This is a genomic window from Microcystis sp. M_OC_Ca_00000000_C217Col, from assembly GCF_007095585.1.
Lineage (GTDB): Bacteria > Cyanobacteriota > Cyanobacteriia > Cyanobacteriales > Microcystaceae > Microcystis > Microcystis panniformis.
Window position 1 is genome coordinate 1 of record NZ_SFBV01000037.1, and the last position, 12,502, is coordinate 12,502.

12 protein-coding genes and 2 pseudogenes are annotated in these 12,502 nt (G+C 40.4%); 6 read left to right on the top strand and 8 right to left on the bottom strand.

The window, feature by feature from the left end; all coding sequences use genetic code 11:
• The 5 genes and pseudogenes from EWV66_RS01960 to EWV66_RS01980 all read right to left on the bottom strand — a co-directional run.
• Positions 1 to 145: pseudogene (locus tag EWV66_RS01960) on the bottom strand (ISL3 family transposase); the annotation flags it as partial.
• Between the two features lie 133 nt (positions 146 to 278).
• A complete protein-coding gene (locus EWV66_RS01965) occupies positions 279 to 659 on the bottom strand; it encodes a type II toxin-antitoxin system VapC family toxin (protein ID WP_052278222.1) in 381 nt (126 codons plus the stop codon).
• A complete protein-coding gene (locus EWV66_RS01970; protein WP_002762874.1) occupies positions 659 to 901 on the bottom strand; it encodes a hypothetical protein in 243 nt (80 codons plus the stop codon). Before EWV66_RS01970 ends, EWV66_RS01965 begins: the two co-directional genes overlap by 1 nt.
• A gap of 82 nt (positions 902 to 983) precedes the next feature.
• Positions 984 to 1,283 carry a type II toxin-antitoxin system RelE/ParE family toxin gene (locus EWV66_RS01975; protein WP_052278223.1) on the bottom strand — a complete coding sequence of 100 codons (300 nt, stop codon included), beginning with the start codon at positions 1,281 to 1,283 and terminating at the stop codon, positions 984 to 986.
• Between the two features lie 6 nt (positions 1,284 to 1,289).
• Positions 1,290 to 1,574 carry a ribbon-helix-helix domain-containing protein gene (locus tag EWV66_RS01980; RefSeq protein WP_002762871.1) on the bottom strand — a complete coding sequence of 95 codons (285 nt, stop codon included), beginning with the start codon at positions 1,572 to 1,574 and terminating at the stop codon, positions 1,290 to 1,292.
• 399 nt (positions 1,575 to 1,973) lie between these two features.
• Here EWV66_RS01980 and EWV66_RS01985 point away from each other — a divergent pair, with 399 nt between their 5' ends.
• The 6 genes from EWV66_RS01985 (at position 1,974) to EWV66_RS02015 (ending at position 10,775) form a co-directional block, all read left to right on the top strand.
• Entirely contained in the window at positions 1,974 to 2,489 is a 516-nt protein-coding gene (locus tag EWV66_RS01985; protein WP_287107879.1) for a hypothetical protein, read from the top strand.
• Between the two features lie 328 nt (positions 2,490 to 2,817).
• A complete protein-coding gene (locus EWV66_RS01990) occupies positions 2,818 to 6,957 on the top strand; it encodes a hypothetical protein (protein ID WP_287107880.1) in 4,140 nt (1,379 codons plus the stop codon).
• Positions 6,958 to 7,020: 63 nt separating this feature from the next.
• The gene (locus EWV66_RS01995; RefSeq protein WP_072927526.1) at positions 7,021 to 8,142 is read left to right on the top strand and encodes a ComEC/Rec2 family competence protein; all 1,122 of its coding nucleotides are present in this window, start codon (positions 7,021 to 7,023) and stop codon (positions 8,140 to 8,142) included.
• 157 nt (positions 8,143 to 8,299) lie between these two features.
• The gene (locus EWV66_RS02000) at positions 8,300 to 9,448 is read left to right on the top strand and encodes a patatin-like phospholipase family protein (RefSeq protein ID WP_287107881.1); all 1,149 of its coding nucleotides are present in this window, start codon (positions 8,300 to 8,302) and stop codon (positions 9,446 to 9,448) included.
• A gap of 529 nt (positions 9,449 to 9,977) precedes the next feature.
• Positions 9,978 to 10,103: a hypothetical protein gene (locus EWV66_RS02005; RefSeq protein ID WP_255520613.1), complete on the top strand. Its 126-nt coding sequence runs from the start codon at positions 9,978 to 9,980 to the stop codon at positions 10,101 to 10,103.
• Positions 10,104 to 10,556: 453 nt separating this feature from the next.
• The gene (locus tag EWV66_RS02015; protein ID WP_002769327.1) at positions 10,557 to 10,775 is read left to right on the top strand and encodes a DUF2283 domain-containing protein; all 219 of its coding nucleotides are present in this window, start codon (positions 10,557 to 10,559) and stop codon (positions 10,773 to 10,775) included.
• A 57-nt stretch (positions 10,776 to 10,832) separates the two neighbouring features.
• Here the strand turns inward: EWV66_RS02015 and EWV66_RS02020 are convergent, their stop codons facing one another.
• The 3 genes and pseudogenes from EWV66_RS02020 to EWV66_RS02030 all read right to left on the bottom strand — a co-directional run bounded on the left by EWV66_RS02020 (position 10,833) and on the right by EWV66_RS02030 (position 12,331).
• A complete protein-coding gene (locus tag EWV66_RS02020) occupies positions 10,833 to 11,093 on the bottom strand; it encodes a hypothetical protein (RefSeq protein ID WP_052278228.1) in 261 nt (86 codons plus the stop codon).
• A 221-nt stretch (positions 11,094 to 11,314) separates the two neighbouring features.
• Positions 11,315 to 11,682 (bottom strand): annotated as a pseudogene (locus EWV66_RS02025) (transposase); the annotation flags it as partial.
• Positions 11,683 to 11,812: 130 nt separating this feature from the next.
• A complete protein-coding gene (locus EWV66_RS02030; RefSeq protein ID WP_287115885.1) occupies positions 11,813 to 12,331 on the bottom strand; it encodes a transposase in 519 nt (172 codons plus the stop codon).
• Positions 12,332 to 12,502 lie beyond the last annotated feature (171 nt).

Consider the following 12,502-nt stretch of genomic DNA (forward strand, 5'->3'; position numbering starts at 1 on the left):
TTCTGTCCAAGGTTTGATGGCAATTCGGACATTCAATTGTTTCATTTAAAAGAGCGAGCTTTAGGAAAATTGTCTGAGCAATTTTTTGATAATTGACCACTGTTACATTTGGTAAATCGAGGAGTTGATCAAAATTTATCCACATAACCCACCTCCTGTCCTGTATTATTATTATACCATCCTCACACAGAACCTAGAAGAGCCAAGAGCGCACTTCCCATATTTCCCAAAACGCCATTACTCCGTTCTATATCCTAAAAAGCGAACGCTCTCCAGCATCAAAATGATCTGGTCATGGTGAGTATTTCATAAATTCCCATTTGTTTCATCACAATCATTGAGACACAATCAGTCAGGCTATAGCCTTTGTCTAGACGGTTGGCATAAAGTTCTACACCTGATTGAATTAAATAAGAATCAAGGCTAATAATTTGCAGATTTGGAGAGGTTTGGATTTGGCGATAGAAATTGACGACACCTTGTTTCATGGGTTGATCAAATTTAGCAAAAAAGTTAAGATATTCCACCAAGACTAAATCGGTTGTAATTAAAGAATAATCTTGAATTAACCTACTAAAAGCTCGCACTTGTCTATGCCATTGATCTTTAGCACGAACCAAGGCAACCCAATAAAATGTGTCGGCGAAGAGGGTCGGCATTATTTTTGAGGAGAATTGCCATAAAGATAGTAATCCAAGTTGGCCGCCGCATCGGTGGGGATCTGGTCAAAGGATTCTTCGGGAATGGTGGCAATTATTTCATCGGCGATTTCCCAAATTGGTTTGTTATTTTGCGGTGAAGGGGCGGGAGTTTTATGGGAGAGTATCAATTCTAAGCAGGATTGGATTAGAGATTCGGGAGCTTGTTCGATTTCCTGGAGGAGTTGTTCTTTGGCTGTCATGGCTGCTTTGGGATGGGGGGATACTCGACATTGTAGCGATCTCTATTATAAACAGTTGAAAAAAAGTAATTGCCTTGATTTTTTAGGGGTTTTCAAAGAAAAAAGCTTCTAAATCTCGCTCTACTTTGATAAAACGCATGATTTCTAGCCCTTGCTCAGTTAAGCGATAGAAAATAATGTAGTTTTTCATCGGTAAGCCACGCAAATAGGGACGAATCTCTCGATAACTGCGCCCCATTAGCGGAAATTGGCTAAGATAACGACATTTTTTGCTAAACTCCTCCAAAAATTTCTCACCCGCACTAATGTTAGTATTAGCCAAATAATCAAGAATTTGTTCCATATCTCGAAGGGCTTCAGTCGAAATTATGTATTGATTCATGAATATTTAAGCTTCACAGTTTTTTGGAAGTCTTGCTTTAAGTTGAGCGATTGCGGTTTCTCCGTCAATTCCTTCGCCTTGATCTAATTGTTCGGCGGCAATATCAATTTTTTGGCCAACTTCTTCTGCCCATTGTTGATATTGATCGCGTTTGCTGAGTAATTGTAAGGCTTCGGCAATGATTTCATCTGGATTGGCATAACGCCCTGTATCTAGTTTGGCTTCGATCAGCTTTTGGTGTTCGGGCTTTAGGGTTAATTTCATGGTTGTTAAGGCTTGGCTTTTTTTCATTATAGGTTCGTCGCTGTGGGATCGTCCCAAGTTTGCTCAGGCAAGATGCGCTACTCATTTTTACTGTGGGGTAAGCTCTCTAGCCTGTCCAGATGACAAAAGTGGGATATTTCCATCTCGGTTTTTGTGGTCTTGGGTATGAAGCAAAAATTTGGGGAGTCGGAGTGGGGGGAGATTGTCAGGATATTTTGACAATGCTTGCGCTTAAGTTGGTAAAGTTGGGGATTTTTCCCAAGTTAAGGATTTTTGCGGGAGGGTTGAGGGGCTGAAAGTTAGGCGGGGTAAGGGATTGGGTGGATTTTACTGACTTTTTCCTTAAGTTCCTAAACTTCGGTTGTGTTGGAAAGGACAAGTGATTACAGTAGAAAAGTTGTTACTGCTACTTCTAAGAAAAAGAAAATGCCTGAAATTTCTATATCGAACGATCTGTCCGATGGTCGAGGCGTTGGACTTGCTCCAGATCAAATCCTTAATGCGGTTCGATTTCAGCTTTTGGAGGAAAGAAAAAGCGGAAAACCTAACAAGGCCGAACTTAATGATAAGATTTCAGCTAAAGAAGGCGAAATAGAGGAAAATCAGTCCAAAATTGATAAAGCTAAAGAACAAGCCAAGAATCGAAAACGAGAAATTGACCACTGGAAGCAGTGGTTTCACTCGTTACCTGGAACTGATAGAACAGAAGAACAAGCAAAGTTAGATATTGAGATTAATTGGCGTGGTAAAGAAATTAACGCTTGGCAGGAGGAGATTGGGAATTTAGAAACTAAAAAGTGGGCTATTAGACATGAGTTAGAAGCGTTAAAACAGCAATTACTCGCCTTGGAGGATGGGGTATATGATCGCCCGATTGAGGAAGATCCCCGTTTAATTCATGCGATAGCTGCTTTTGAAGAGGCAATGGCAACTCCCAAGTAGAGTCACTCAGTAAATTAGCTGTAAATTTGGAATTACGCTGGATATTTTAACTTAGTTTTGAGATGCAATTATGACTATTGAAAACCTTGAAAAAACACTGCAAGGAAATATTGCGAATGGCAATTTATTGCTAAAAAATACTACAATTAAATCTGAAAATGTTCAGTTTTTATTCAAAGAATTCTTATCTGATGAGCCACTAAACATAAAAACGATAGAATTAAGAACTGAAACTGAAAATATTATTGTGAGCGGGAAAACTTCGCTATTTTCCATTCCAGATCTTGAGGTTGAAGCTACATTTTACTTAAAAGATCAGAAGCCACAAATGACTCTAGTTACACTATTGCCAAATACTTGGAAATTTACTCAAAGTTTTCCGAGTTTGGGAACAAGTATTCTTACCCAAATGGGGTTAAAAGAGGAAGAATTTTTATTTGATCGGCTAATCTTTCAACAACCCAAATTAATTCTTGATTCTGTTGAAGTTAAAGAACCTGAGCAGGTTTCTGGGCTTCGGTTTGAAGCCGAATTGACAATTGATAATGACTTCATTCCCTTAAGTCAATTTATTGGCGAGATACTCTCTCTGAAAGTAACTGGCTTAATCGTGCCTACTCCTAAAGGGACGGAGATTTTTCTTAATGCTCCCATCACAGGAGATATTAGTTTGGGCTACTTAAGCGTTCCTTCTTTAGAACTCGATCTTGTTGCCGATGTGATCGATGAAGCAGAAAGTGGTCTTCCTCCTTACACCAGTGCTTACTTTGCGCTGGAAACTCAGATTAAGGTTGGCAGCTCAGATAATTCCGTTGATTTGCCAATTTATTCGACCTTTCGAGGCTCTCATCAAGATTTGACCTTTGAAGCGGATCCAGAAGATTTTTCTTTATCAGGACTTTCTCAGTTAACTGGGCTTTTAAATGGAACTGCACTTGCTGATTTACTACCTGATGGCTATGGTCCCGAACAGGGTTTAGTTCTCTCCAGACTTACACTGAATGTTAGTTCAACGGAGAAAAAACTAGAGTCGATCGCGGTATATGTTAATTCAATACAACCTTGGAAAATAACAGACAAAATCGCCATTGAAAATGTCTCAGTTTATTTTTTAGTAGATAATCCTACTTCTTCTGAAAACCGTACTTTGGTTTGTGATTTGTCAGGAGAACTGAGCATTGATAATCTAGCAAGGTTTAGCGTTGGAGCCTCTTTGCCGAGATTCGCCATGCACGGCTATATGGTTCAGGGGGGAGGGCTGAGTCTAACACGGCTGATTAACTTCTTTGCCTCTGATGAAGTTTCTGTCCCTCAAGGTTTTCCAGATATTATCTTTTCTGAGTTGGGCGTGACGTTAGACCCTAAAAACAGAGCTTTTTCCCTAAGTGGTTCAGCGTTAACCGATTGGGAAATTATTCCTAAACTGGTAAAGTTGCAGCAAGTTGAAACTAACTTTGAAGTAGCCCGCATTGACGGCAAAACTGTTGTATCGGGGTTAATCCTTGGAACATTGATGATTGCAGGAGCCGAAGTCAGTCTCGTTGCCGATATTGAAGATCAGTTCGTTCTGCGTGGAAAAATTTCTAAATTGAGTCTGTCGGCTATTCTGGAAGAGTTCTTTGCAATGGTTGAGTTACCAACCGATCTTCCCAATTTTGAATTTGCCAATATTGAAATTGCAGTCACCCCCAAAACTGGAGAATTCTCTCTGACTGGAAAATCGAGCAATAGCTGGCCGATTCCCATTGGTGTTGATGGGTTAGAAGTTGAAGATATTTCTTTTCAAGTGCTGAGATCGGCAAACTCAACTCAGGCAGAAGCAACAACTCGTCAGCGTTCCGTTACGGGATTTATTAGTGGGACGTTAGAAGTAAATACAGCCCGCTTCCCCATTACCTATCAATTCCCTGGCGATTTTGTTTTACAAGGCCATATTCCCTCATTAAATCTGTCACCCTTAGTACAAAAACTCTGCGGGAGTGAGGTGATTCGTGATTTGCCGATTCCTGCTAGTGTGCTGGCGTTGTCTTTTTCGGATGTAGAGGTGACTATTGCACCTCAGCAAAAATCCTTCTCTCTAGCCGCAGGCTCTAGCTTGGGGCAAGTTGAGTTAATCGTGAAGAAAATTAGCGATCGTTGGGGCTTTACGGCTGGATTTATGCCTCCCAGTTCTTGGAAGTTCTCAGAGATTGCCGATGAACTCAGGGTGCTTGATGGACTCAAATTTTCCAATACGGCTTTAATTCTGGCTTCTAGCGATGATCGCAATTTCGCTCTCACACGAGTACAGGCTCAACGGAGTGATGTGGCTATCATTCGAGGGCTAAACTTCTTTGCGGGCATGAATCTGTCTGGATTAGGTGTGGATGCGCTTTTGGGAATTACGTCCCTCAATGTTTATACCGCTATCAGTGGAAAACCAGCCGATTTAGTTCTAGAAGCCTCAATTGATGGCAGTTTCGATTTAGGTAAAGGTGTTGCCTTTGGTGATATTCGGTTTCGTTTAAAACCTGCTCCCAGTGACTTTTCGCTAACCTTAATGGGGACAGTAACGGCCATTTTGAATAATAGCGTCCTGCGGTTTATTGGTGGCATGGAAGTCAAACCGCGCTCGGCTGAGTTTCAAGCGACTATGTTGGGGATTTGGCAAGATCCTTTTGATGCGAAAGGGGTGTCCATTGCCAATGTCGCGATCGAACTAGGAATGAGTTTCCCGCCACCGCTACCGACGGTAGGAATTGCTGGTACGTTGCAAATTGGGGAATTTCAGGGTGTAGTGGCGGTGAAATTTGATTCGGCTATGCCGAGCCGCAGTATGCTGGCGATCGCTTTTAATCGCCTCTATTTCCTGGACGTGATCGGTACTTTCTGTGGAACTGCGGTGAAACAAGCCATTCCCGCTTCTCTGGCTAAAACGGTTTTAGATATTGGCTTTGAAAACGTCAAAATCTACATTGTTCCGCAACCGACGACAATTGGGGAATTAAAATTCGAGCAAGGGACGCAATTAGAAGGAACGATGTATTTCTGGGGATTGCGAGCCTATGGCTATCTAAAAATTGATTATCTTGATGGAGTTGAAGTGAAAGGGGATGTGGAACCGATTAACTTAGCGGGTATCTTTAAGCTTACAGGAGCCACAGGCAAGCCTAAACCCTCACTTTATCTCAAGGTTAGCCCAAAAACCGTTCCCAATCTGGATATATCAGGAGCAGTCGAACTGTTGGGGATTCGTAGTGAAACCCAAATCCGCCTCTCGGATAGTGGTTTTACGTTTACGACGATTGGCAAGATTTTTGATTTGTTTGAATGTACTCTAGAAGTACGGGGACAAAATTTAACGCAAGGGGGCGATTTCTTTATTGTTGCTACGATGCGGAATGATTTATTGGAGTATCTCCGTCGAGAAGCCTCGAATGCCATTAAAGCCGCCGCCGATGAGGCAACAAGAAGCCTTTCAAATGCTCAAGATGCAGTGGCTTCCGCTCAACGAAATGTGGATAAGCTCAATACGGATATTAATAATATGCGGCAAACGATTCAACGGGAACGCGATCGCGATGCCCAGCGAATGCGAGATGCTCAGGCGGCAGTTGCTTCTGCTCAACGGGAGGTGGATAAGCTCAATACGGATATTAATAATATGCGGCAAACCATTCAGCGCGAACGAGACCGCGATTCTGGGCGGATGCGGGATGCTCAGGGAGCGGTGCAACGAGCGCAAAATGATGTGAATTCCCTTCAGGGAGAGATTGATAACACCAAGCGAAGAATTGAACAGCTAAAACAGGATATTAGCAATAAGGAACGCTGGTTTAATAAATCTAAATGGTACGAAAAGAGTTACCGTTGGGCGGAATTGTCGGCCTACGCGACGGCTAAGGGTTCTGAAATTGCCGGACTTTATACTTATATCGGTGGAGTTGAAGCGTCTAAGGCAACGGCCAATGGGGTATTGGAAGGGGCCAAGCAGGTGGTACGCGGTTTGGAGAAAACGATTGTCAATTTTCCCATTGATGCGGATGTGCGGATTGCTGGTTTGTTTACTGCACGGGAGACGGCCAATGGGGTATTAGAAGGGGCCAAGCAGGTGGTGCGCGGTTTGGAGAAAACCATTGTCAATTTCCCGATTGATGCGGATGTGCGGATTGCTGGTTTGTTTACTGCACGGGAAACGGCAACGGCAGCGTTATCTGTGGCGACTCAAACCTTACAAGGACTCAAAGTTTCTATTGGGTCAATCGCCGATGTGGGTCAGTTTATCGTCAAGTACAGTTTAGGAGGTTTGCTAGATGTTAAATCGGCACGATTCGAGGCGACGCTGATGGCGGCGAGGGGGGGCAGTGTGTCTTTGGCATTAACGCTGGTGTTTATGCAAGGACAACCGCAAACTTTGGCGTTAGCGTTTAATTTCTATGACCCGTTGAGTGGGGCAAAGGCGTTGGCAAAACAGCTTTTATCTGCTTAGAAATACTGGGTATTACAATTTCTTGAAAGTCAATTTTTTAGTTTATTAATTAGGAGCAAGATTATGGGACTCAAGATTACTCAATTTGGCGGTGGATGGGGAAATAAAGCAGGTGATTGTTGCTTACTGACCTATGGCAAAGAGATGGATCGTCATACCCTGATTGATTTGGGAGCACCACAGGTAAAGCGTAAATATTGTCATTTGGGCATTCAGGCAGATCACACATTAGAAAACGTCATATTTACTCATCTGCATGAAGATCATATAGGCAATGATACGCAATGGAAAGAGGTAGTGGAACGCTGCACTAACAAAATTTTTCTTCCTTCTAAAACTACACTAACGAAAAAACTAGAAAAAATAATAAAACATCCCAAAATAAATCATGCAACAATTTCTTTTCCTGACGATGATCAAGATTCGCAAGAATTAAGTCTTAATAATGATGACGATTTAAAGGTAACAATTAAATTTATAATTCCAGATCCTAACAAATTCAAATTCAAGGAAGCAGAACGTACAGAATCAGATGAAGATAAGATTGAAAATGAAAAAAGTCTAGGTTGTTTAATAACAGTTGAAAAAGATGAAAAAAAATGGCAGATGCTAACTCTTGGTGATATGGAAAAAGATTCGGCAAATGACAGAATATCGTCATTGATTGAAGGCGAAAGAGAATTATTTATAAAGGTGATTAAATTACCCCATCATGGTAGTCAAAATAATTGGATGCCAATAATAAACAAATTAATGAAACGAGGAGAAATTACAGTTATTTCCTCTGGCTTCACGGTCGGTACAACAGGTGCTGATGATTATTTAAAAAAACATGAATTACTTGATAATCGTCGAGGAGCTTTTTACTTTTTGGGTAACACATTTTACCTTTCAGAAGAGGGTTCTAAGTGGACGTCTGCAAAGATGGTCAGTAAGCTTGGAGATTATTTTATTCCTAGATTTATTCAATGTTTAGAGCAAAAAGGAGTCAATTTTGATATTCTAGATCAAGTTCAATGGCACTTTAATCCCATGTATCGCTCTAGTGCCAAATCCAAATATCAGAACCTGATGATAGAGGTAAAGGGAAAATCTTTACGCAACGAAGTTTGGCCAAAAAAGAATAAGAGAAAAAGAGGAAAAGAAAATGGAGATCGAGAAGCAAAAAAGAGCAAAATAATATAGCTTGCTAGATTTACATATGCCATCTGAAAGTACGATCACCGCTCTTGTAGAGTACATTACTTCACACACCTTTTTGCTTTGTAATTATCATTGTTACGCTCCTATAACCCATCCGAAACTTGCTATTTTGTAACCAACTCAACTGGAGAAATCAATCATGGAAAACTCAAAAAACTTCAGCATTTTAAGCTTAGATGGTGGTGGTATTCGAGGAATGCTTACCGCAACCTTATTAGTAACACTAGAAAACGAAGTTAAGGCAATTAATCCTGAATATAACCTTACTAATTGCTTTGATTTCTTCGCGGGAACTTCAACAGGAAGCATCATTGCCTGTGGCCTTGCCAATGGAATGACCGCCACACAAATTTTAGGGTTTTATAACGAACATGGTCAAACCATTTTCAAAGAGCTAGACCTAAAAAAATTCTCCAACGTATGGCCAGAAGTATGGCGACGAATCAAAGAAAAAGATCCTTCCCTTCCCCTCTTTGAAGAAGAAGGATTAGAAAGCGTTCTTAAAAAACCAAACATTTTTCCCGAAACTTTGCTCTTTAAAGACTTACCAAAACCGACCCTAGTAACCAGTTACGATACCTATAATCGAGAAGCCGTTATTTTTGTCAGTCAAGGAAAAAATGCACAAAACCCAGATGATAAATATAAAGCAAGATATGCAACTCTTCCCGTGTGGCAAGTCTGCCGTTCTTCTTCCGCCGCACCCGTCGCTTTTGCAGGCTATCTGCTGAAAGATAAAGCCTATTTAGACGCTTTAACAGAATATGAGCGTCCAGATAATGAAAGAATTCGTCGAGGCGACTTAACAAAAGACGTAACAAAGACACCGCTTTCTTTAGGACTTCCTCAAGAAGAGTGTATTCCGTTAATTGATGGTGGAGTTGTCGCCAATAATCCTGCCCTATGTGCGATCGCCGAAGCGATTGAAAACGGTAAACCACTAGATAAAATTTTTGTCGCCTCGTTTGGGACAGGACAAGTTAATCGTCGTATTAGTGCAGAAGAAGCAACAACTTGGGGCGGATTTGATTGGGTTAACATTCATAATCAAATTCCACTAATGGATGTATTTTCAGATGGCTCCTCCGATGTCACAGACTATACCGCAAAGAAACTATTGAAGGATAATTATAAACGTATCCAGCCTGTCATTACTTCCGATATTTCCACATTTCAGGCAGATGAAGCTAATCTCACAGCATTATCTCGTGCAGCAGACCATTATCTAAATCATTGTGGCGGAAAAGAGCGATTAAAGAAATTAGCACAGCAATTGGTTAACGCTTAATATCCATTACGACATAAATTATAATGCAATTTTTAAGAGGGGTTAAAAGCCCCTTCTTCGCTTGGGTAGATAGTGCGATCGCCAATCACGTAGGATACATCCCATGCACCTTTTGCTTTTTCAAAACACTTAAATCCAAATTGCGATGCCTTACATTGCCCTAACATCTCCCGCATCATTCATTGCCCATACTGTCAGGAATTGGCTCTTCTCGACTTTGTGTGATAATTTTTGCTTATGGAACCCTGAAGTGCTTATTGGGCAAAACTTTTAGGACTATTTTGCGGATATTCTATCGGTATAGACCTCGTTTCCACAAATCAGAGCGATAAAAACCTTCATCAATCAACCAATATATACCGAAAAATAGGGCGATCTTGGAATTTTAAATAAAACCCCTACCGCATAGGATACTAACGAATATAATCACAGAGTAAAGCATAATCTCGTTCATCTCGAATTAATGGCATATCCAGCCCGTTGAAATTAGCTGATAAAATTAAAAAGGAAACCAACCAAACAGCAAACCATGCTAAAAACCATCGAAGGCATTTATCAGGATGGACAAATCCGCTTCACCGAACCACCGCAAGATATTGGCGATCGCATTAGAAACACCTTCATCCAGTGCGATCGCCGTCTTCTGGTTAATTAAACTTTAAAATTGCGATCATTTTGGTTTTTGAAAGAGCGATCGCCGTGTTACCCTAGTGGACAGAAAGTAATCTACAAGCTATCAGTTAAAGCCATGAGTGAAGCAGTTGTGACACTTCTTAGACAGTTCAAAAAACTTTCAGTCAGAGAAATATCTAAGTTCCTTGCTTTAATTCAACGATAATAAGTCTCCCTTACTGACTACAACCATTTCTAGGCCACAATATACATTTACTAACTATTTTGAAAATGATGTTTTAACAAAACGCCCTTACCTCAAAAAAGAATGGTGTATTTACGTTATCGAAAACCCTATTCGCTGTGAACCTCAAGAAGATAATCGTTTTCGCTTTTGGGCGCAGATAAAAGAATTTGGCGATCGATACCTGAGAGTCATTACTCTAGAAGATAAGCTGACTATCCACAACGCCTTTCCAGACCGGAGCTTTAGACCATGAAGATTAACTACTACCCAGAAACAGACTCCCTTTATATCCACCTTGCAGACAAATCCAGTGTTGATAGCCAAGAAATTTCAGAAGGAGTCGTTGCCGATTATGATGAATTAGGGAACCTAGTCGGTTTAGACATTGATAATGCCAGCAAAAAAGTGCAACTCGGTGAATTTATTATCAATCAACTCCCCCTCGTCCCCCTGAAGACATCTGCATAAGTTTAAGTAAATTAGGGAGAAATGAAGCGGCGATCGGCGTGTTACTCTAAATGATTTTTAGTGACCACAACTTTTAACCCATTCCCTTAACTCATCCTCATCAATTTCTTCCTCTGCTTCAACCCCAGTTATCCATTCCTGCGGATCACCTAAATTTTCCAATCTCTTAATGGCTAAAGCTTCTGCTGATGATATTGCAGGGTCATCTTCCAGAATAATAATAACCTCTACTTTTCTTCCAGGGAAAAGCTGATCTGAATGAATTTCTAGACGACCATCTGACTGAACAAAAATTGTTTGACGAATCGCTTGAGTCATTAGTAACCTCTTGGCTTTTGCTGATGTTAATGTAAGCTAAAAATTTACCTTCAGTCATCAAATTCAATTTTGTTTAGACTGAGTATGCTATCTAACAAGTCTTTGGCTCTTCGTTACTCTTTATGCTAAATCAACAGACAAGATGCCAAGATAACCAGAAATGTTGAATCTCGTAACAAAACTTTACATTTAAGAACATGACAACCCCAGAACGCCATTTTTCAGATTGAATAGACAATTTTCCTAAACCAGTGTACATAGCTGATATGTTGACACATAAAACTCTGTAAATAGCGCAATTTATCTAATAAGCTTTTGCCAAATACTTCTTCAATATCTATTAGCTGTAAAATTAAATAAGCGATGATACAGCTATAAATTTGTATCCGAATTCCTCTCTCGTTTTTTGTGATTAAACGGTCAAGCTTGAGGTGCATTTTTAAGAACTTCCAAAGAAGTTCTATTTGCCATCTTTGTCGATACATTTCGGCAATTTCTCCCCCCGTACCCCCCCTTCTCCTTCTAAGGGTAAGTCCGTCGCTATCCGAAATTCACTTTTACTTTCTAGATCACAAAACTCAACGATTCTTACCTCTACTTCTCTGGTTCTTCGTTACTTGGTATGGTTCGATAGGGGGGCATAAATCGACTAAATCCTTATCTGGCAAGAGACTTAATTGATTAGTTCGCTCTAGAAAAAAAACAATTAACAAAAATCGCTAAAGAGCCACTTCTCTTTTTTCTGCTCCTAGCTTGCTCTGACCATTTTCCAGCATTTCTAGCTTCATATCATTTTTTACCCTTAAAACAAAGTGCTTGTCTTTTTTCTCTAATAATTTTCTGATTCTTTCATTAGAAGAAAAGCCTCTGTCCATTACCCCAACTCCATTTACAGGAATTTCTTCTCTAGTTTTTTTCCCTTCTTTAGAGTCATGTCCTTGACCAAAATTGATCACAATCCCCCCCACTTCTGTGGTGATACTATTTAGTCCACAAAATAATTTTACTTGATGCCATCCTTTTGTCCACAACAGTTTACTTGTCAGTGAGATTATTGTCGAGTCAATTGGAAATAAAGCTTGAGCTGCTTCTTTTCCTTTTTTGTTTACTAAACTTTTATTTAATTTATTGATTATTTTCTCAAATGGTTCTGTCTCTCGGATTTTACTCGCCTTAGAAAACGTTGACGTATTGACATTAATTCCTTGCATTTTCAGGCGTGCGCTTAAGTCTCTCATGCTGACGATACTTTTATCCAGTGCAAAACCTATCCAACAGGACACAAAAGTAGGTGGTGATTCGGTAGTAGTGATGGCGGCTTAATCCTTTGCTTTGCTGTGCATTGTAGTCATGGATAAAATACCAAACAGCCCCAACGTGATTCTCCATTTTTTTAGAGAAAGATAGAC

Excerpts from the sequence above, each read along its gene's own strand:
- EWV66_RS01965 (WP_052278222.1), bottom strand. The coding sequence starts at position 659 with ATGCCGACCCTCTTCGCCGACACATTTTATTGGGTTGCCTTGGTTCGT.
- EWV66_RS01970 (WP_002762874.1), bottom strand. The coding sequence starts at position 901 with ATGACAGCCAAAGAACAACTCCTCCAGGAAATCGAACAAGCTCCCGAA.
- EWV66_RS01975 (WP_052278223.1), bottom strand. The coding sequence starts at position 1,283 with ATGAATCAATACATAATTTCGACTGAAGCCCTTCGAGATATGGAACAA.
- EWV66_RS01980 (WP_002762871.1), bottom strand. The coding sequence starts at position 1,574 with ATGAAAAAAAGCCAAGCCTTAACAACCATGAAATTAACCCTAAAGCCC.
- EWV66_RS01985 (WP_287107879.1), top strand. The coding sequence starts at position 1,974 with ATGCCTGAAATTTCTATATCGAACGATCTGTCCGATGGTCGAGGCGTT.
- EWV66_RS01990 (WP_287107880.1), top strand. The coding sequence starts at position 2,818 with ATGACTCTAGTTACACTATTGCCAAATACTTGGAAATTTACTCAAAGT.
- EWV66_RS01995 (WP_072927526.1), top strand. The coding sequence starts at position 7,021 with ATGGGACTCAAGATTACTCAATTTGGCGGTGGATGGGGAAATAAAGCA.
- EWV66_RS02000 (WP_287107881.1), top strand. The coding sequence starts at position 8,300 with ATGGAAAACTCAAAAAACTTCAGCATTTTAAGCTTAGATGGTGGTGGT.
- EWV66_RS02005 (WP_255520613.1), top strand. The coding sequence starts at position 9,978 with ATGCTAAAAACCATCGAAGGCATTTATCAGGATGGACAAATCCGCTTC.
- EWV66_RS02015 (WP_002769327.1), top strand. The coding sequence starts at position 10,557 with ATGAAGATTAACTACTACCCAGAAACAGACTCCCTTTATATCCACCTT.
- EWV66_RS02020 (WP_052278228.1), bottom strand. The coding sequence starts at position 11,093 with ATGACTCAAGCGATTCGTCAAACAATTTTTGTTCAGTCAGATGGTCGT.
- EWV66_RS02030 (WP_287115885.1), bottom strand. The coding sequence starts at position 12,331 with ATGAGAGACTTAAGCGCACGCCTGAAAATGCAAGGAATTAATGTCAAT.